The organism is Ensifer sp. R1-3 (assembly GCF_056739175.1).
This window is the reverse complement of sequence record NZ_CP096516.1, coordinates 957,337-976,463: the sequence shown is the minus strand read 5'-3', so window position 1 is coordinate 976,463 and position 19,127 is coordinate 957,337. Positions and strand designations below refer to the sequence as shown.

Sequence of the window (19,127 nt, the reverse complement as noted above, 5' to 3'; positions counted from 1 at the left end):
TCACCTCAACTGGTCCAGATAGGCGGCGAGCTGCCGCAATTCGTCGTCGGTGAAGATTTCGAATGGCGGCATCAGATTTTCCGGCTTCACGTGCTGGCCGTCGCGGATCCAGCGGACGAAGGCGGCGACGTCGTTTTCGAGCGTCGCGGCGGCAAGCGAGTGCCGGCTGCCCACATGCGTGAGGTCGGGGCCGATCGTACCCCGGGCATCCGTGCCGCGGACCCGGTGGCATGCGGCGCAGCCGGAGGAGAGGAAAAGCGCCTGCCCTGCGGCCTGATCCGGCTTCGCAGCCGAGGCGTCGCCGGCTTCGCCTGCGAGCCAGGACGAAAACTGGTCTTCCGGCATGGCGATCACGTAAAAGGACATGAAGGCATGCGGGCCGCCGCAATACTCCGCACATTGGCCGCGACTGATACCGGCCTTCGTCGCTTGAAGCGTCAGCGTGTTGGTATGGCCGGGAATCATGTCGAGCTTTCCGGCGAGCCGCGGCACCCAGAAGCTGTGAATAACGTCTGCCGATGTCAGTTCCAATTCCACCGGCCGCCCGACAGGCAGCCGGATTTCGTTGGCGCTCTCGATGCGGCGTCCGGCCTCGTCCACATAGGTCACCCGCCACCACCAGCGCTCGCCCACGACCTCGATGCGCAATGCGCCCTGCGAGCGGGCCTCGGTGGTGCCAGGTGACATAAGGTAGAAGCCGTAAATCAGCAGGACGCTGAGAGCCAGGATCGGGAAAACGAGCCCGCCCCCGATGACTATCCTTTCGCCCGCGATGCGGGCACGCCAGCGCTCACCGCCGAAAAGCGCGACCGCCGTGATCAGGCAGACCGCGACGAGAATGGCGGTCGAGAAGAGGACCAGCAGCCAACTGAGCGTGCCGATGCGCTCGGCTTCCGCGCCGGAAGGATCGAGGGCGGACTGCAGTCCGGCGCAGCCCTGCAGCGCGAGAGCGCTCGCCGCCGCGAAATATCGGGCGAGCCTCATCGGTTCACCTCCGTCATCGGAGCCGTGGCGCTTCCCGGAGGCAGTGAACCCAGATAGGCGGCGACGTCTTCGATCTGCGCCTCGTCCAGTGCGCCGGCAACCGCCGTCATGATCCTCCCATAAGGGGTCCCGATCCGCCCTCCGCGCCGCCAGAGCCGTATCTGCTCCTGTATGTACTCGGCATGCTGGCCGGCGAGCACCGGAAACTGCTGCGATTGACGTCCGGAATGGCAGCTCAGGCAGGCCGGTACGCCCTGATGCGCGATGCCGCGATTGGCAATGGCTTCGCCACGCCTGAGTTGCTCGGGATCAGGAGGCGCCGATTGATTTCCGGCGGTTGGCCGAAGCGCGGAATAATACGCTGCCAGCTCCCGCATGGCGTCCTCCGACAGAAGGTCGGCGACCGGCTCCATGGCACCGCTCGGGCGGGTCCCCTTCGCATATTCCTGGAGGCTGCGCAGGAGATAGGCTTCCGGTAACCCCGCGAGCCGCGGGATACGGTCGCCGTTCGTGCCTGTGCCTTCGCGTTCATGGCAGCGCCCGCAGGCGGTCAATGCGCTGCCGCCCACGGATCGCTCATCGCTACTGGCCTGGCTGCGCGTGAGGCCTGCCAGTTCGCGATAATTGCCTGCCGTTGCGGGCAGGCTCGCGAGGAATGCCGTGACGGCCCAGACCTCGTCGTCGCGCCGCGTAGTCGGCCATGCGGGCATGCCGGTATATTTGAGGCCGTGCTTGACGATCCAGAAGATCTCCTCCGGCGGGCGGCGCTTGCCGATGTCCATCAGATCCGGAGGCGGGGGCAGCATGCCGCTGACGATCGGGTTTATCTCTTCGCCGGGGCGGTTGTGGCACGCTACGCACGCACCTTCGAAATGGGATGCCCCAAGTCGGATCATGCCGTCGTCATCGAGCGGCGGAACCTCGATCGTAAAGCTTCGGTTGGCGATCGATCGTTCGCGGATCAACGTCAGGATCCAGGTCGTAATCCGCAGATGGTCCTTGGAGGCCGCGACGTTGTAGACCCCGGACCAGACGAACACGACGCCCGCGGCCACGAGCAGCACGGCGCCGAGCCCGACGATTTTCGCAACGGCCGTCCAGTGCAGGTTTCTCAGGTCCACGCCGCTGCACCTGTTCTGGATCCGGCCTCGTCTTTCTCCATCGTCAGAAGCCAGCGCGCAGCAATCACGATCCCTGCGAGAACATAGGTCACCGGACAGGCGACCAGCATGATAAGCCCCGCGAGCTGCTGATCGGCCAAAGTGGCGTTCACGGCTCCGGTCGCATGCGCCGCGTGGGATGCAGCGAAAGCGGGGTAGAGCGCTCTCGGCGCGAAGACGAAGAGCACGGCGAGAAGACAATAGAGCTTGCTGGTTATCAGAAGGGCGACGATCGGTTGCCAGGAGCGTTGACCATGAAGACGCAGGACCACCCGCCAGAATAGGAATGCGGTCAGGAACAGGCTGGCATTCATCAGCAAATGAACCGTGGGAAATTCCAGTGCCCGGTTGAGAGAAGGCGGCGCATGCCAGGCCCAGAGGGCGGCGATCTGCGCAAATGTCGCAAGCGCCAGGGCCCACCCGGCGATTTCCCGCCGCTGCAGCCGAACCCGCGTCACGGCGAATGCAGCCAGGGGCGCGGCGAGGTTCATCAGCAGGATATGCACTGCCATATGCGTCGCCAACGGCCCCATCACTCCCCCTCCTCCGAGCGGCTGACCAAGACCGCGACGGTCAGGTTTCAGAAAGGTCGCCGGCGCAGGCGGCCGGTCGAAACACGGCATCGAAAGACCGTGTCGCAAGGCGAAACTGTTTGGGGTGCTTCATGGTTCCAATCCGCACCTCCTGTGGTTGCGAAGCCGGCCGAACCACCCGACGCGGACCGCTCACGGAACAAATAGGCAGGCCCGAGGTTTCAACCGTCGACCGAACAGGAGGCACCGATGAGCCTGAATTCCGCATCGACTGCCGCGACCGTCACCACCCCGGTCCATTCGTTGCTCGTGCCGTTTCCAGTCGTCTGTTTTACGCTCGCCCTTCTGACTGATATCGCCTTCTGGCAGACGGGACATCTCATGTGGCAGAACTTCTCCGCCTGGCTGCTCTTTGCCGGTATCATCGCCGGCGTGATCGCCGGTCTAGCCAGTGTGTTGGAGTTCCTGTTTCGAAGGGAGCGACGCAGGCAAGGGGCGGTTTGGCTCCATGTCGTCGGCTACATCCTCGTCTTCGGCCTCGCCTTCGTCAACAACCTCGTCCATGCCGCCGATGGCTGGACGGCTGTGGTGCCCTACGGGTTGATCCTCTCCGCGGCGACGGTGCTTCTGACGATACTCTTCGCTTTGCTTGGCCGCGCCACCCTCTATCGCAGGCAATCCGGAGTGAGCGGTTATGAATAGCTCTGCCTTCTTGGGTGCAAGATTCTTCATCGGAACCGGCCTTCTCCTCCTGGCGCTCGCAGGCTGCAGCGATGACGGCGCGGATTTCGATGTCTCGCAGCAGATCGGCCCCGATCCGGTCCTGCCGGAACCGACATCGGAGCTCCTGCCGGACATGAAAGTCGCCGAGGTCGTCGGCTGGCAGGACGGCAAGACACCGAGCGTTCCCGACAATCTCGTCATTGCCGCCTACGCGAAGGACCTTGCCAATCCGAGGACCGTCCATACGCTGCCGAACGGCGACGTTCTCGTCGTTCAATCGCGCGAACCCTCGGGCAAGCCGATAGAGCGTCCGAAGGACATGATCCGAGGTTGGGTCATGTCCATGGCCCATGGCGGTGGTGCCGGACCCGAAAAGGAAAGCAACCTGATCACGCTGCTCCGCGACACCGATCGCGACGGAACGGTGGACGAACGCCACGACCTGCTGACAGGGCTCCATTCTCCTTTCGGAGTTGCGTGGCACGACGGAACGCTTTACGTGGCGGCAGCCGATGCAATCCTTGCCTACCCCTACCAGCTCGGGCAGGCGGAGATCACCGGCGAGCCGCGGGTTCTTGCGCCGCTTCCGGGTGGCCCGATCAACCATCACTGGACCAAGGACCTGGCCCTCAGCCCCGACGGGCGCTACCTCTATGCCTCCGTCGGCTCCAACTCGAACGTAGCCGAGCGCGGGCTCGAGGCCGAGAAAGGCCGTGCTGCAATCTGGCAGGTAGATCGGGAAACGGGTGCGGCCCGCGTCTTCGCGTCCGGCCTGCGCAATCCGAACGGGCTGATCTTCCATCCCGAGACCGGCGTGCTCTGGACGGTCGTCAACGAGCGTGACGAACTGGGGCCGAATCTCGTGCCGGACTACATGACTTCGGTGCAGGAAGGCGCCTTCTACGGCTGGCCATGGAGCTATTTCGGCGCCCATGTGGACGAGCGGGTCCATCCGCCGCGGCCGGACATGGTCGAGAAAGCGATCCCGCCGGACTACGCCCTTTCCAGCCACGTCGCCGCCCTGGGTCTGGTCTTCTCCAACGGCTCCGCCTTGCCGGAGCCCTTCGCCAACGGCGCCTTCATAGGCGAGCACGGGAGCTGGAACCGCAGCAGCTTCAACGGTTACAAGGTCGTCTATGTCCCCTTCGAAAACGGCCGGCCGGCCGGAAAGGCTCAGGACGTCGTGACCGGCTTCATCGAAGGCGATCAGGCACGCGGTCGTCCGGTCGGCGTAGCGATCGACGGGACCGGGGCGCTGCTCGTTGCCGACGACGCCGGCAACACCGTCTGGCGCGTCGCCGGGGCCGACGGCAGGGTGACGCCGGGCCCTGTCGGTACGGACGGTCAGAGGGATAGCCCGGTCACCAGCGAAGCCAGCCCACCGGCGGGTGAGACAGGAGGAACAGCCGGAGAGGCCGCTCCTCCCGCAGCTGGTGCCACGCCTCCGGAGCCGCCGCAGACCGACGTCGCGCCGGCTACTCTGCCGAGGGCTACGGAACAGGGATCACCGGAGCAACAGCAATAATCCGCAATCTAATCCTCGGCGTCGCCGACCGTGTCGGCGACATAGGCATCGCGCTTCCCGAGCTCCCTGGGCCGGCCTGTCGTTGAATCCCTCGCCGTCTGATGTTCCAGCTCGGCATTGAGTTCAGCACCGATGATGACGATCATGGTTGATATCCAGATCCAGAGCATGAAGCCGATCAGCGCGCCGAGAGCGCCATACGTGGCATTGTAGTTCGCAAAATTGTCGATGTAATACGAGAACGCCAGGGATGCGCCGAGCCAGCAGATCGTGCTCAGGGCCGCACCCCAGGTAAGCCACCTGAGTTTGGCTGGCTCCCGGCTCGGACCGTAGCGATAGATCAGGGTGATGCCCGCCGCTATGAGCAACAGCATCACGGGCCAGCGTACGAATCTGAGCAGACCTTCCAGTTCCAGGTGGAGAAAGGCCAGCACTGCCGGCAATACCGCGATGGCCGCGATGAGGACGGCGGTCAGGATCAAACCGGCCAGCGTGAAGCCGATGCTCAACAGAGTCAGCCGGATGAAGCTGCGCTTTTCGGTCTCGTCGTAAGCGATATTCATCGCCTCGAAGAGCGCCCCCACGCCGTTGCGTGCGCTCCAGAGCGCGAAGAGCAGTCCGGCTATGAAGCCGAAGCTCAGGCTGGAGGTTTTCTGCGACGACAGGGTTTCCAATTGATCGGTCATCATTTGAAGCGACTGCGCCGGAAGGACGGCCGCGAGCAACGTAGCCTGCTCTGCGATCGTGGCCGGATCGGAAACGAGACCATAGATGGAAACGAGCGAGGCGAGCGCTGGAAATACGGAGAGGAGCACATAAAAGGTGACGCCGGCGGCAATGAGCGAAATCCTGTCCTCGCTGATCTGTGAAACCACGCGCCAGAAGACGTCACGCAGGCCCCTCGCGGGAATTTCGCCCGGGCTGTCGGCCGCGCGTCCCCTGCCCGCGTCTTGTGCCTGTTCGTCGGTTCCCCTCTTTGCGTCACCGGATTTCATCTGATTGTCCTCGCGCGTTCGAAAGTTCGCCCTGCCCCTGATCGGCCTTACCGACGGGCGATCGCGGATGGCATTCGAACACGCTAAGCGATGCCTTGTTCCTTGCGATCTCCGCTATTCGGCATCGCGCCGTGAAACCCTTATTTCACGGCGCAGCTTATTTTCTCATAAGAAGTGCTCCATGCTCTCGTCGTGCGTTTTCGGATTTAGAAGAGCTGGATCATGAAACCTGCGACGCTGCGAATAACCGGCATATTTTTGTTTGCGGCTATTCCGTGTCTTCCGGCAAGCGCTGGGAATATGCAGCACGAAAAGGGAGAGGATCGAAGGCAAAGCCTTGGCATGAAGAATTTCGTTGATGCCAATCCCGATTGCCTCGAGTTTAATGACCAATGCTCTGTTTGTTCGTTGACCGGCGGAGTGGCCGAGTGCTCCTCACCCAAGATCGCCTGTGTCAAGGGGGAGTACCGCTGCACGATGAGATCGAAATAGTAAGGATGTCATTTCGCCCTCGTCCGGAACCGAGCCCCGCGTCATCTCGGTATGATGCTTATGCCCCCGTCGGCCTCGAGAACCGCGAATTTGATCTGGTCGAGGCGAGCCAGGCCCTGCTGCTCCCGGGCGGCGACAAGTATGTCCTCGATGTTGACCCGGGCTCTTCTCAAGGCACGTTCGTCGACCTTGCCGTCTGCGATGAGCACCGTCGCCGTTCCGTCGAGGAACAGAGCGATCTTCGGCGACCATTGCTTGAGGTAGGAGAGAACGATATCGACGCCGAAGAGCGTCAGGATGAGCAATGTTGCGTTGACAATGGAGAAGTCGTCGCCAAGCAAGGCCTGCTGGGTCGTCTCCGCGATGATGAGCAGCAGCACGAAGTCGAAGGTCGTCATCTGAGCAACCGTGCGCCGGCCGGAAAGCCGGAGCGCGGCAAGGAGTATAAAATAGATCGTAATACCGCGAACGACGGAGTCCATGGCGTATCTCCTAGATCACGATGCTTTTAGGTCGGGTCGACCTAAAAGCATTAACGTGACCGATTCCAATAAGTTAGAGCGGGATGCGGGCGGAAAACCGCGCACACTTTTCCTCATCCCGCTCTAGGGCCAGACGATCGTTCGCACTGCCTGCGCCGGCTCGTCATCCATGCCTATTCGATAGGAAACGACACCCGGACTTTGGGCGCGAAGGTGCAGAGTCAGCACGAGGGGTTGTCGCGAAGCGGACCGGAAGCGGTATACCAGCCCTTCATTGCCTGCTTCGGCGGCGATCGGTGGCGGATCCATGTCCTCCACCTGAAAGCTCCTGAAGAATTCAGGCGACAAGATCAGGCGACGTTCGTTCCCGCCGCCGGCCAATGACGCGTTCAGCGTGTCGGACGCCTCCCAGCGGCTGAAACGGGGCACATCGACAGAGCCGCCGGCGAACGTCACGGCTTGTCTCTGAAGCCAGCCCCGCGAGCCCGTAACGCCCAGGACGGCGGCAAGCAACGTCAGGCCAAAAACAATCCATGCGACGCGCTCTACTTTCCAGAAAGACTCCTGAAAAGCGCGATGCTCTTCGATCTGCAATCCGTCCGGTCGAACTGGTGGTTGATCCAAAGCTTAGACCTCGCCCTTGAGCTTTGTAGAATGGCTGAACGGGCGGAAATGTTCCGTGGAACCACCCTAGACGACAGCCCGCTTCCTCGCCTCGGCGCATTCCGCCGCCAGGAAATCAAGCAGTGTCCGCACTGAAGGCAGCAGCCCGCGGCGCGAAGGGAAAACGGCATGGACGATGCCGGCGGGCGGACGCCAGTCCGGCAGGACGTGAACGAGTTGGCCCGCTTCGACCTGACGCCAAACCATCATCGTCGGCAGCGACACTACCCCCACCCCGGCAAGCGCCGCGTCGCAGAGCGCGGCCATGTCGTCACTGACCAGCCGCGGGACATGCGGGACAGTCGCAGTCTGGCCGTCGGCATGTTCGAGCTGCCATTGATAATCCCGTCGCGGCGGCCCGCGGGTCACGCTGGGTAGATCGTGCAGATCGGCGGGCGAAGTTATGGATCGACCTGCAACGAAGGCGGGGCTGGCGACAAGGCATTGGGTGCTGGAGTCGAGCCTGCGCATGACCAGATCGGTCGGCTCGAGCGGCGGGAAGCGGACGCGGATGGCGATGTCGAAACCTTCGGCGATCACGTCGACGCGCCGGTTGGTGCTTTCCAGATGGATTTCCACAGCGGGATAGGCAGTAAGAAAACGTGCGAACAGCTCCCCGAACTGGAAGTTGATCAGCGCCACCGGGCAACTCACGCGGACGATGCCGCGCGGCTCGGAGCGGACTTGCGCGATCACCTGGTCGGCCGCCTCGGCCTCGACCAGCATGGCGACACAGCGATCATAATATTCGCGTCCGATCTCGGTCACGGAAAAGCGGCGGAAGACCGGTTCAACAGTCGCACACCCAGGCGTTCCTCCAATTGCTGGAGGCGTCGGCTGAGCTTCGACTTCTGAATGTCGTTGGCGCGCGCGGCAGCGGCGTAGCCGCCGTGGTCGACCACCTGGACGAAGTAATAGAGATCGTTCAAGTCTTTCATCGTTCTATTGTTAGGACGCTACGTTGGAGATCGCAAAGCTTTTGCGGGCAATGTTGCGATGATACCTTCAATGGCATGGCATGGCCCTTTTCGGAGCCGGGACGGTTTACACGCCCGCACCGTCTCTACCTCGCGGAGAGGGGAACTTCCGCACCGGACGGGGCGACCGCAAACAGAAAGGATGAACTCATGGTCAGCGAAACCATTCGCGATCCCAAATCGGATCAGCTGCTGACACCGCGGAATGCAGCTTTCGTCATCATCGACTACCAGCCGGTTCAGGTGAACTCGATCGCTTCGATGGACCGCCAAGTTGCTGCTGAACAACATTATCGGCTGAGCCAAGGCGGCCGTCGCCTACGGCTTGCCGATCGTTCATTCCACGGTCAACGTGCAGACCGGGCTCAACAAGCCGCCCGTTCCGCATATTCGCAAAGCGCTGGACGGCTACCCGACTTATGATCGCACCAGCATCAACAGCTGGGAGGATGTCGAATTCCGCAAGGCGGTCGAGGACACCGGCCGCAAGAAGCTGATCATGACGGCGCTCTGGACCGAGGCATGCCTGACCTTCCCGGCGCTCGATGCGCTGGCGGAAGGCTATGAAGTCTATGTGCCGGTGGATGCGGTCGGCGGCACGTCGGTTGCCGCGCACGAGGCCGCGTTGCGTCGCGTCGAGCAGGCCGGCGCCAAGCTGATTTCGACCGTCCAGCTCTTTTGCGAGCTGCAGAGGGATTGGAAGCGCAGTGAAACCGTTCCCGCTTTCATGAGCCTGTTCATCGAAACGGGCGGCACGCCTGGGATCCAGTTCTCCTACGACCGCAGCGAATAAGAATGATACAGGCGGCAACCGCAAATCGGCTGGTTGCCGCCTGGACGACAGGGCCTCTTAGATGTGCTTCGTCCTGTGCCTCGTCACGGACGGCGTGGTAGCGCCGTCCTCAGCCTCGGGGTCCATGCCGACCCGATGATGATAGACGAGCTCCCCGCCTTTCCAGCCGGTGTAGAGAAGCAGCAGGACGGTGACGAGAGACAGCAGAAAGCCCCAGGGCCAGACGGCCTCAACGGAACCGTTCTCGTAACGCAGCCAGAAACCGGCGATCGCGAAGAGTACGACGACAATGTTTCCGATCATGTGCTTCCAGGCATCGTTGATCGCTCGAATACGGGCATTCCCGAGGAAATCCGTCAGTCCGGCGAGAGCAGCGAGGGCTGCCATCACGATGGCTGCACCCAGCGACCACATAGATACGTCTGCCCAGAATGAATTTCCGTTCGCGAGATAAACGATGTCACATATGAACGTTGCGACAAGAAGCGCGATCGGAAAGGGAACGAGCATCGGATGGATCGGATGCCCGCCGATCTTCGCGCTGGCCGCCAGACCCAAGAGGTCACGATCTGCCATGGCATAATCCTCCAGCACCGCAAGTCCCGGTCTTCCTGAAATGCGTAAGAAGCGGCGATTGTTCCTTGGCGATGCGAACCGGCGCATGCTGTGGCTGATCAGTCGGCCGCCTTGCCGATGGTGTCGGCGACGTGAGCACCGCGCTCGCCCAACGGGAGCGGCTTGCCCGTCGTCGAATCGACCGCCGTCTGGTGTTCGAGTTCGGCATTGATGAGTGCGCCGATGATGAGAATCATCACCGAGATCCACACCCATGTCATGAGACCGGCGAGCGCGCCGAGAGCGCCGTATGTCGCGTTGTAGTTGGCGAAATGTTCTAGATAATAGGAAAAGAGCCATGAGGCGGCCAACCAAAACAAGGTGCTGAACACCGCGCCCCAGTTCAGCCACCGCAGTTTCGCCCGCTCGCGGCTCGGCCCGAAACGATAGATGAGGATGGTGCCGAAGGTGACGAGGAGCAGTACCGCGGGCCATCTCGCCGCTCGGGTCACGAGCTCGACCCAACGGTCGACCCACACATAGGCCAGTACGGCCGGCACGACGCCGATCGCCGCGATCAGCGCGACCGCGAAGAGGAGTGCCGCGAAGGTGAACGCGAGGCACAGGAGGGTTCTCGACAGAAAGCCTCTCTTTTCCCTTTCTCCATAGGCCACGTTCATCGCATCGAAGAGGGCGGCGATGCCGTTGGCTGCCAACCACAGGGAGATCGACAGGCTCACGAAGAAACCGATGCCGAGAGTGGACGGCTTCTGCGTCGTCAGGGTTTCCAACTGGTCCATGATCAGCCCGTAGGAGTCTGCCGGCAGAAGCGCCTGCAGGATACCGACATGGGTGCCGATTTCGGATGGGTCCGCGACGAGCCCGTAGATCGAGACGAGGGCACCCAGCGCAGGAAAGAGCGACAGCAGAAGATAGAAGCTTACACCCGCGGCTATCAGCATGACCCGCTCTTCGCCTATTTCGGAAAACACCCGCCAGAAGACGTCCCGCATCCCCTTGGCGGGGATATCAGCGGGCGTATCGGCTGCACGCCCCCTGCCCGGCTCCGCGGCCTCCAGCTTCTCGGCAAGTTCGATTTCGTTCGCACCCATGAATCAACGCCCGCCCGGTGACGGAAACCGGCCTCCGCCTCGCTGCATGCATATCCAACGCCGCGGAAAATAGCTTGTTCCGGGACACGACGGCTCAGACGCGGTGCGCCTGCCCGCTTTCCGAAGCGCCGAGAATCGCATCAATGAGCCGGTGGACCTTCAGTGCCTCGCGCCCGTTGACGCGCGGTTCGCCGTTACTTTCGACGGCATCGAGAAAGTCGGCAAGGACCGCACGGTGATGGTGATGCGGGAATGCCATCGGATCGGCGCCGGCACCACCCGCGGCCTCGTCCTCGACTGAGAGTTCCGTTCCGTCGTGGAAGGAAACGGCAAGAAGCCGGCCGCCCAGACGCGCCATGCCGCGTGTTCCGATTATGTCTATCTCGTCCGGATAGCCGGGATAAGCGCAGGTGGTCGCGCTCACGGTCCCGATCGCGCCGCCGGAGAAGCGGATCGCTGCCATCGCGAGGTCTTCGGTTTCCATGCGGTGGATCCCGCTCGTCGCCGCATAGGCCCTGGCCTCTTCCGGCAGGCCAGCGAGCCAAACGAGAAGGTCGAGCGTGTGTATGGCCTGGGTGAGAAGCACGCCGCCGCCGTCGCGAGCCCGTGTACCCCGGCCCGGTTGATCGTAATAGCTTTGCGGCCGCCAGTTGTGCAGCCGGGCCGAAGCACTGACGATTTGGCCGAGGCGGCCTTCATCGATGAGCCTCGCAAGTTCCTGGCTGACCGTGCGAAAGCGATGCTGAAGCACGATGCCGAGTTTTATCCCGGCGCGCTCTGCCACCGTCACCAGGGCTTCCGATCGCTCCGGCGTGATCTCCAGCGGCTTTTCGAGAAGCACATGCTTGCCCGCTTCGGCAGCCTGCCGCACCAGATCGAGATGGGTGCTCGGCGGCGTCAATATCATGACGGCCGTGATCGACGGATCATGGAAGATCGTCTCGGCGAAGTCGCAAGTCGTGAAACCATAGGACTCGGAAAAGGCATTCCGCCTCGCGGCCGTGGGACTGAAGGCGGCAGCGACCTCAACTCTCTCCTTGAGGTCCAGCAGGCTTTTGGCATGCGGCGCAGCCGCCATGCCGAGCCCGATCACGCCGATGCGCGTCTTTTTCATTCCATCACCCCCTCAGCCAAAGTTCCCCCGGATCTCGATCTACACCCTGCATCGATGCGCGGCAAGAAAGTCATCATACAACTTCATGAAGTTTGTATGTTGACAATATATTTTACAAGCCGTAGCCATAGAGTACCTGTTGGAGGAGCGGGAGAGTAATGAGGGGACTGATCGATCCAGATCTGTTGTTTCCGGCCGAAGAGCGCACGCGTGCGCTGGCGCGGAGGCTATATGCCGAAGTAAGCGGTCTGCCGATCGTCAGCCCGCATGGGCATACGGAGCCGCGCTGGTATGCGCTGGACGAAGCTTTCCCAGACCCCGCCCAACTTCTCATCGTGCCCGACCATTATGTGTTCCGCATGCTGTTCAGCCAGGGCATCAGGCTGGAAGAGCTCGGCGTTCCGGCGCTCGACGGTTCGCCGGTCGAGACGGATGGCCGCGCGATCTGGCGGCGTTTCTGCGAGAACTACCATCTCTTTCGCGGCACGCCGACGCGGCTTTGGTTCGACTATACGCTGTCCGAGCTGTTCGGCATCGACGAACTGCCCTCCGCAGCCAGTTCGGACCGACTTTACGACCACGTCGCCGAATGCCTGACGCGCCCGGATTATCGCCCGCGCGCGCTCTACGAGCGGTTCAATATCGAGGTGATCTCCACGACCGACAGCGCCCTGGACGATCTGGGATGGCACGCGAAGATCCTGGAAAGCGGCTGGAAAGGACGGGTCGTCCCCGCCTACCGTCCCGACGCGGTGGTCGATCCGGATTTCCAGGGTTTCCCGACCAATCTCGATAAGCTCGGCGATATCACCGGCGCCGACACCGGAACGTGGTCGGGCTATCTGGACGCCCACCGCACACGCCGCGCCTATTTCAAGGATTTCGGCGCGACCTCGACGGATCACGGCCATGCGACCGCAGACACGGCCAACCTTCCGCAAGCCGAGGCCGCGGCACTCTTCGACAAGGTGCGGCTGGGCAAGGCGAATGCCGACGAGCGGCGCCTGTTCCGGGCGCAGATGCTGACCGAGATGGCGAAGATGAGTCTGGACGATGGGCTCGTAATGCAGATTCATCCGGGCTCGTTCCGCAACCACTCGCCCGCGATTCTGGCAAAGTTCGGCCGCGACAAGGGCTTCGATATTCCGACCCGCACGGACTATGTGACCGCGCTCAAACCGTTGCTCGACGCGGTCGGGCTCGAGCGCGATCTGACTGTCATTCTCTTCACGCTGGACGAGACGAGCTATGCGCGCGAGCTTGCGCCGCTTGCCGGGGTGTATCCGGCGCTGAAGCTCGGACCCGCATGGTGGTTCCACGACAGTGCGGAGGGTATGCGACGCTTCCGTGAGATGACCACCGAGACGGCGGGCTTCTACAACACCGTCGGTTTCAACGACGACACAAGGGCGTTTCCGTCCATTCCCGCGCGCCACGACATCGCGCGCCGGGTCGACTGCGCATTTCTCGCGCGTCTGGTCGCGGAACATCGCCTGCGGGAGGATGAGGCGTACGAGCTTGCGCGGGACCTTGCCTATGGTCTCGCGAAGGAGGCGTACCGGCTCTGAGAATTCACATCATGCAACGGGAGGAAAAGCATGAAAATCCTGGTCAAACTGGCGGCGGGTCTATTGGTCGCCGCGTCATTCATGGGCAATGCAGCCAATGCTCAGACGGTGCTGCGCTCGTCCGACACGCATCCGGACGGCTATCCGACGGTCGAAGGTGTCAAGTATTTCGGCGAACTGGTCAAGGAGCGCACGGCCGGCCGCTACTCCGTCGAGGTCTATCACTCCGCGCAGCTCGGAGAGGAAAAGGACACGATCGAGCAGGTGCGCTCCGGTGTTATCGAACTGAACCGCGTATCGATGGCGCCCTTCAACGGAACGGTGAAGGAATCGATCGTTCCGGCGTTGCCCTACCTCTTCCGTTCGGAAGAGCACATGCACAAGGTGATGGACGGCGCGATTGGCGACCAGATCAAGAAGGCCTTCGAAGGCGCCGGAGTGGTGGTGCTTGCCTTCTATGACGCGGGCGCGCGTTCCTTCTACAACAAGCAGAAGCCGATCAATACGGTTGAGGACATGAAGGGCCTGAAGTTCCGCGTCATCCAGTCGGACATCTTCGTCGACATGGTGGCAGCACTCGGGGCGAACGCTACCCCGATGCCCTACGGCGAAGTCTATTCGGGAATCGAAACGGGCGTCATCGACGGCGCGGAAAACAATTTTCCAAGCTACGACACCGCCAAGCATTTCGAAGTAGCCAAGAACTATTCGCTCGACGAACACACCATCCTTCCGGAGGTATTCGTCATGAACAAGGCCGCCTTCGACAAGCTCACGCCGGAAGACCAGGAGATCTTCAAACAGGCTGCGAAGGACAGTGTTGCCAAGCAGCGTGAGCTCTGGGCCGCCAAGGTGAAGGAGTCGCGTGCGAAGGTCGAAGCGGCCGGCGCGAAGATCACCACGCCCGAAAAGCAGGGTTTCATCGATGCGATGAAGCCGGTCTACGAGAAGCACGTCACCGATGAGGTCCTGAAGAAGATGGTCGAGGACGTACGCGCAGTACAGTGACGAGTCAGACGGGCAGGCCCGCTGTGGCCATGCGCCTTAGCGCACAGGCCGCTGCAGCAGCCTGCCCGTCCCTTTCGATAGGAATGAAACCTTGTCTAACGGATTGGCAAAATTGGGCCGGGGCCTCTCCTGGCTGGGAACTCTCTCGCTCTGGATGGCGGGTGTGGGCCTCGTCGCGATGACGCTCATCGTAGCGTGGCAGGTGTTCTGCCGCTACGTGTTGAACGACTCGCCGAGCTGGACCGAACCCGGCGCCGTCATGCTGATGAGCTGGTTCATCTTTCTCGGTGCCGCCGTCGGCGTGCGCGAAAACTATCATCTCGGCTTCGACGTGCTGCTCTATGTGGTGCCGAAGGGCGGCAAGATCTGGCTGCGCATGATCTCCGATATCGTCGCGCTCGCCTTCGGCATCGGCATGATCTGGTATGGCGGGCAGCTCGTCGCTCTCACCTGGAACACCATCCTGCCTTCGCTGCAGATTTCCGGCGGCTGGAGCTACGTGCCGCTCGTCGCGGGCGGCGTCCTCATTTGCCTGTTCGCGCTGGAGCGCATCGTCCTCCGCCTTGCCGGGGAACCGATCGACGACCTTCTCGACGAAATGCCGCCGGCGGAGGTTGCTGCCGAACTCGAAACTGCTGAAGTAAGGGCCTGACGCGATGGACATGATGATCCTCTTCGGCGTGTTCACGCTGCTGATGTTGATCGGCACGCCGATCGCCTTCTGCCTCGGCGTCGCGTCCTTCGCGACGGTTCTTTATCTGGGGCTGCCGCCGCTGGTGATCTTTCAGCGGCTCAATTCCGGCATGAGCGTGTTTTCGCTGCTTGCCATTCCCTTCTTCATCTATGCCGGCGATCTGATGGTGCGTGGCGGGATCGCCCAGAAGATCGTCGCCTTCGCGGCTTCACTGGTCGGGCACATCCGGGGCGGGCTCGGTCAGGTCAACATCGTCACCGCAACGCTGTTCGGCGGCATTTCCGGCTCGGCCGTGGCGGAAGCGGCCGCTGTAGGCGGGCTCATGATCCCGCAGATGAAACAGCGCGGTTACGGCGCGGACTACGCCGTCAACGTTACCTCGATGGCGGCCTTGATCGCGCTGATGCTGCCGCCTTCGCACAACATGATCATCTACTCGATCTCGGCAGGCGGAAAGATCTCGATCGCAGATCTCTTCACCGCCGGCATCCTTCCCGGCCTCCTTTACGCTGCCGCACTGATGGCCACCGCCTATTTCGTTGCGCGCCGGCGCGGCTATCCGACCGAGGTCTTCCCCGGGTTCGCCAGGGTCGGGCGCTACCTGCTGATTTCGACGCCCGGCCTCCTGCTCATCGGCATCATCTTCGGGGGCGTACGTTCGGGTGTGTTCACCGCGACCGAGAGTTCCTGCATCGCCGTTCTCTATGCGCTTGCGGTGACCGTCTTCGTCTATCGGCAGATGACCTGGCAGGACTTCGTCCAGGCAACCTTCGCGGCCGTGCGCACGACGGCCATGGTCCTGCTCATCATCGGCATGGCGGCCGCCTTCTCCTGGTTGATGGCGTTCCTGAGAGTGCCCGCAGCGCTGATCGACTGGATGAACACGATCTCGGAAAATCCGATCATCATACTCCTATTGCTCAACGTTCTGATGTTGTTCCTCGGCACCTTCATGGACATGGGCCCGACCATCATCATCTGCACCCCGATCTTCCTGCCGGTCGCCATGGCCTACGGCGTCGACCCGGTCCATTTCGGCGTCATCATGATCCTAAACTTCGGCATCGGACTCAACACGCCGCCTGTGGGCGCCGTGCAGTTCGTCGCCTGTGCAGTCGGGAAGATCTCCGTCTGGGAGGCGATGCGCAGCATATGGCCGTTCTACCTGGCCGGGTTGATCGTTCTCGGGCTCGTCACCTATGTTCCGGCCCTTTCTCTATGGCTGCCGGCCGTCTTCAAAGGGTGACACACCGCATGGATCTTCTGACCGAACGCAAACCGAAGCTTTCCGAGCGCGTCGCGAACGCAATCAGGGAGCAGGTTCTGAAGGGCGAAATACAACCCGGCCAGAAGCTGCCGACGGAGAGCCGGATGAGCGAGTTCTTCGGCGTCAGCCGCACCGTGGTGCGCGAGGCGATTGCAACCCTTGCCGCGGACGGCCTCGTGGAGCCGCGGCAGGGTGCCGGCGTCTTCGTCATGGACCACCCGACGCTTGCCTTCGGCTCGATCAGCCTCGACGTCGGCAACAAGATCTCCCATGCGCTCAACGTCATCGAGGTGCGCATGGGGCTCGAGATCGAGAGCGCGGGTCTTGCTGCGCTTCGGCGCAATAGCGCCCAGGAGGCCCAGATCCAGGAGGCCTTCTTCGAATTCGATCGCCTGCTCGAGCGCGGCGAGGCAACCGGAAAGAGCGACTTTGCCTTCCACCGGGCGATCGCGGCTGCGACCAACAATCCCTATTACGTCGAGGTTCTCGATGCACTGGGCCTGCGGGCTATCCCTTGCGACGTGGCCTCACCCTGGGGCACCGAAAGCGTGCTTTCTCGGGAATATCAGGAAAGCCTCCAGCGCGAGCATCTGGCCATCCTGAAGGCGATTTCCGAAAGTGATCCGGAAGCGGCGCGCGCCGCCATGCGCGCCCATCTGGCCGCGAGCCAGGAACGCTACCGTGTCCGGCTGAGCGGACAGCAGGCTGCCTGGGGCGCCGCCAAGCGCAGCGTCTGATTGCCCACCCCTAGAGCGTTTTCGCTGCCTATCGAAGCAGCGGAACGTTCCAACACTTGAAACTACGCACTCCTGGACGGAAACCGTTACATACTTTTCCTGGAAGTGCCCTAATCCAAGGACCGTGAGCCGATGACCGCAAGCCATATCGACTACACCATTCGTTACGCCGTCGACCCGGCAGCAGCAGCCCGCATGGACACCGATGCCTTGCGTGCGAATTTTCACATTGGCGATCTGTTCCGGCAGGGGCGGATCTCGCTCACCTATAGCCACTACGACCGCATGATCGTCGGCGGTGCGATGCCGGTCGACAAGCCCTTGGCTCTCGAGACCATCCGTCCGACGGGTACGGCGCGCTTTCTCGAGCGGCGCGAGCTCATCGCCGTCAACATCGGCGGCCCCGGCCGTATCGAGATGAATCGCGAAAGCTTCCGCCTCGAGCCGCGCGACATGGCCTATGCCGGCATGGGCGAGGACGTCACCTTCTCGTCCGAGGACCCGGCCGTGCCCGCCAAATTCTACCTGCTCAGTGCGCCTGCTCACCAGGCGCTGCCAAGGCGCCATATCCGCATCGGGGACGCCAAACGGCTCGACCTCGGCAGTGCGGCCACATCGAACGAACGTTCGATCTTCCAGTTCATCCACCCCGAAGGCGTGAAGACCTGCCAGTTGGTCGTCGGCATGACTCAGCTTGCCCCGGGGTCGGTTTGGAACACCATGCCGTGCCACGTGCACGACCGGCGAATGGAGGCCTATCTCTATTTCGACCTCGATGACAGCGCCCGCGTCCTGCACCTCATGGGCGAACCGAGCGAAACCCGGCACATCGTAATGGCCAGGGAGGAGGCCGTGCTTTCTCCGCCCTGGTCGATCCATTCGGGCTGCGGAACCGCAAACTACGCTTTCATCTGGGCGATGGCCGGCGACAATATCGACTATACCGATGTGGAGATGGTGCCGATGGAGACGCTGCGATGAGCGTACCGTCGCGCTTCAGCCTTGCGGGCCGCCGTGTCGTCGTCACCGGTGCCAATACAGGGATCGGACAGGGTATCGCGGTGTCGATCGCCAGGGCGGGCGGCACGGTCATCGGTGTAGGCCGTTCCGCCATGGACGAGACCGAAAAGAAGGTCACCGACGCCGGTGGAACTTTCATCCCGGCCCATGCCGATCTTGCCGATCGCGAAGCCACACGTTCCCTCATCGACGGGTTGTGGAACGCGCATGGCCCGCTGCAGGGCCTGGTCAACAATGCGGGAATCATCCGTCGCGCCGACGCGGTGGATTTCACCGAAGCCGACTGGGATGATGTCATCGACGTCAATCTGCGTTCGCTGTTCTTCCTCAGTCAGGCTTTCGGGCGCCGGATCATTGCCGAGGAAAGCCGCGGCAAGATCGTCAACATCGCTTCGCTGCTGTCATTTCAGGGCGGCATCCGCGTCGCTTCCTATACCGCATCCAAACACGGAGCTCTCGGCATCACCCGATTGCTGGCATGCGAATGGGCTGCCAAGGGCATCAATGTGAATGCTGTGGCCCCCGGCTACGTCGTCACCAACAACACGGAAGCACTGCGCGCCGACGAAAAACGCAGCGCCTCCATTCTGGAACGTATCCCCGCCGGGCGCTGGGGCACGCCGGACGACATCGGCGATGCGGCGGTCTTCCTGCTCGCACCGGCCTCCGACTACATGCATGGCGCCGTCGTTCCGGTCGACGGCGGCTGGCTCGCCAGATAGGAG

General features: G+C 62.4%; 18 protein-coding genes and 2 pseudogenes. 10 read left to right on the top strand and 10 right to left on the bottom strand.

Annotated elements, in window-relative coordinates; genetic code table 11:
- The 3 genes from M1D43_RS21820 to M1D43_RS21810 are packed head-to-tail and all read right to left on the bottom strand — an operon-like array spanning window position 1 to window position 2,677.
- Window positions 1-984, bottom strand: coding sequence for a cytochrome c oxidase subunit II (locus tag M1D43_RS21820; RefSeq protein ID WP_010975791.1), 984 nt, complete (start codon window positions 982-984; stop codon window positions 1-3).
- On the bottom strand, window positions 981-2,105 hold the full coding sequence (locus M1D43_RS21815; protein WP_027989842.1) for a c-type cytochrome: 1,125 nt from the start codon (window positions 2,103-2,105) through the stop codon (window positions 981-983). The genes M1D43_RS21820 and M1D43_RS21815 overlap by 4 nt, the downstream gene beginning before the upstream one ends.
- Window positions 2,096-2,677 (bottom strand): cytochrome c oxidase assembly protein, encoded by a 582-nt coding sequence (locus M1D43_RS21810; RefSeq protein WP_010975789.1) that lies wholly within the window; start codon window positions 2,675-2,677, stop codon window positions 2,096-2,098. The genes M1D43_RS21815 and M1D43_RS21810 overlap by 10 nt, the downstream gene beginning before the upstream one ends.
- Window positions 2,678-2,926: 249 nt before the next feature.
- On the opposite strand from M1D43_RS21810, the gene M1D43_RS21805 reads away from it, so the two are divergent.
- Both M1D43_RS21805 and M1D43_RS21800 read left to right on the top strand, forming a co-directional pair.
- On the top strand, window positions 2,927-3,379 hold the full coding sequence (locus tag M1D43_RS21805) for a DUF2231 domain-containing protein (RefSeq protein ID WP_014527163.1): 453 nt from the start codon (window positions 2,927-2,929) through the stop codon (window positions 3,377-3,379).
- Window positions 3,372-4,925: a PQQ-dependent sugar dehydrogenase gene (locus M1D43_RS21800; RefSeq protein WP_498814230.1), complete on the top strand. Its 1,554-nt coding sequence runs from the start codon at window positions 3,372-3,374 to the stop codon at window positions 4,923-4,925. The genes M1D43_RS21805 and M1D43_RS21800 overlap by 8 nt, the downstream gene beginning before the upstream one ends.
- Before the next feature lie 8 nt (window positions 4,926-4,933).
- Here M1D43_RS21800 and M1D43_RS21795 read toward each other — a convergent pair whose 3' ends face one another.
- The 4 genes and pseudogenes from M1D43_RS21795 to M1D43_RS21780 all read right to left on the bottom strand — a co-directional run bounded on the left by M1D43_RS21795 (window position 4,934) and on the right by M1D43_RS21780 (window position 8,495).
- Window positions 4,934-5,920 (bottom strand): YihY/virulence factor BrkB family protein, encoded by a 987-nt coding sequence (locus M1D43_RS21795; protein WP_013850655.1) that lies wholly within the window; start codon window positions 5,918-5,920, stop codon window positions 4,934-4,936.
- A 533-nt stretch (window positions 5,921-6,453) separates the two neighbouring features.
- Window positions 6,454-6,894 (bottom strand): DUF421 domain-containing protein, encoded by a 441-nt coding sequence (locus M1D43_RS21790; RefSeq protein WP_003532425.1) that lies wholly within the window; start codon window positions 6,892-6,894, stop codon window positions 6,454-6,456.
- A 123-nt stretch (window positions 6,895-7,017) separates the two neighbouring features.
- Complete coding sequence (locus M1D43_RS21785) at window positions 7,018-7,518, bottom strand: hypothetical protein (RefSeq protein ID WP_010975783.1); 501 nt, start codon at window positions 7,516-7,518, stop codon at window positions 7,018-7,020.
- Window positions 7,519-7,584: 66 nt separating this feature from the next.
- Window positions 7,585-8,495: pseudogene (locus M1D43_RS21780) on the bottom strand (LysR substrate-binding domain-containing protein).
- Between the two features lie 189 nt (window positions 8,496-8,684).
- Between M1D43_RS21780 and M1D43_RS21775 the strand changes: the two are divergent.
- Window positions 8,685-9,327: pseudogene (locus M1D43_RS21775) on the top strand (hydrolase).
- A 57-nt stretch (window positions 9,328-9,384) separates the two neighbouring features.
- Here the strand turns inward: M1D43_RS21775 and M1D43_RS21770 are convergent.
- From M1D43_RS21770 to M1D43_RS21760, 3 genes are all read right to left on the bottom strand, one after another.
- Entirely contained in the window at window positions 9,385-9,903 is a 519-nt protein-coding gene (locus tag M1D43_RS21770) for a DUF2231 domain-containing protein (protein ID WP_017276291.1), read from the bottom strand.
- A gap of 98 nt (window positions 9,904-10,001) precedes the next feature.
- Window positions 10,002-10,994 carry a YihY/virulence factor BrkB family protein gene (locus M1D43_RS21765; protein ID WP_010975778.1) on the bottom strand — a complete coding sequence of 331 codons (993 nt, stop codon included), beginning with the start codon at window positions 10,992-10,994 and terminating at the stop codon, window positions 10,002-10,004.
- A gap of 94 nt (window positions 10,995-11,088) precedes the next feature.
- Window positions 11,089-12,108 carry a Gfo/Idh/MocA family protein gene (locus M1D43_RS21760; RefSeq protein WP_017276289.1) on the bottom strand — a complete coding sequence of 340 codons (1,020 nt, stop codon included), beginning with the start codon at window positions 12,106-12,108 and terminating at the stop codon, window positions 11,089-11,091.
- Between the two features lie 158 nt (window positions 12,109-12,266).
- On the opposite strand from M1D43_RS21760, the gene uxaC reads away from it, so the two are divergent.
- The 7 genes from uxaC (at window position 12,267) to kduD (ending at window position 19,124) form a co-directional block, all read left to right on the top strand.
- On the top strand, window positions 12,267-13,676 hold the full coding sequence (gene uxaC / locus M1D43_RS21755) for a glucuronate isomerase (RefSeq protein ID WP_015243043.1): 1,410 nt from the start codon (window positions 12,267-12,269) through the stop codon (window positions 13,674-13,676).
- 30 nt (window positions 13,677-13,706) lie between these two features.
- Complete coding sequence (locus M1D43_RS21750) at window positions 13,707-14,684, top strand: TRAP transporter substrate-binding protein (RefSeq protein WP_003532439.1); 978 nt, start codon at window positions 13,707-13,709, stop codon at window positions 14,682-14,684.
- A gap of 91 nt (window positions 14,685-14,775) precedes the next feature.
- Entirely contained in the window at window positions 14,776-15,336 is a 561-nt protein-coding gene (locus M1D43_RS21745; protein WP_127603622.1) for a TRAP transporter small permease, read from the top strand.
- A gap of 4 nt (window positions 15,337-15,340) precedes the next feature.
- The gene (locus M1D43_RS21740; RefSeq protein ID WP_010975774.1) at window positions 15,341-16,624 is read left to right on the top strand and encodes a TRAP transporter large permease; all 1,284 of its coding nucleotides are present in this window, start codon (window positions 15,341-15,343) and stop codon (window positions 16,622-16,624) included.
- A gap of 8 nt (window positions 16,625-16,632) precedes the next feature.
- Entirely contained in the window at window positions 16,633-17,382 is a 750-nt protein-coding gene (locus tag M1D43_RS21735; RefSeq protein ID WP_003532444.1) for a FadR/GntR family transcriptional regulator, read from the top strand.
- A gap of 132 nt (window positions 17,383-17,514) precedes the next feature.
- On the top strand, window positions 17,515-18,363 hold the full coding sequence (kduI, locus tag M1D43_RS21730; RefSeq protein WP_014527171.1) for a 5-dehydro-4-deoxy-D-glucuronate isomerase: 849 nt from the start codon (window positions 17,515-17,517) through the stop codon (window positions 18,361-18,363).
- Complete coding sequence (kduD, locus tag M1D43_RS21725) at window positions 18,360-19,124, top strand: 2-dehydro-3-deoxy-D-gluconate 5-dehydrogenase KduD (RefSeq protein WP_010975772.1); 765 nt, start codon at window positions 18,360-18,362, stop codon at window positions 19,122-19,124. The genes kduI and kduD overlap by 4 nt, the downstream gene beginning before the upstream one ends.
- Window positions 19,125-19,127 lie beyond the last annotated feature (3 nt).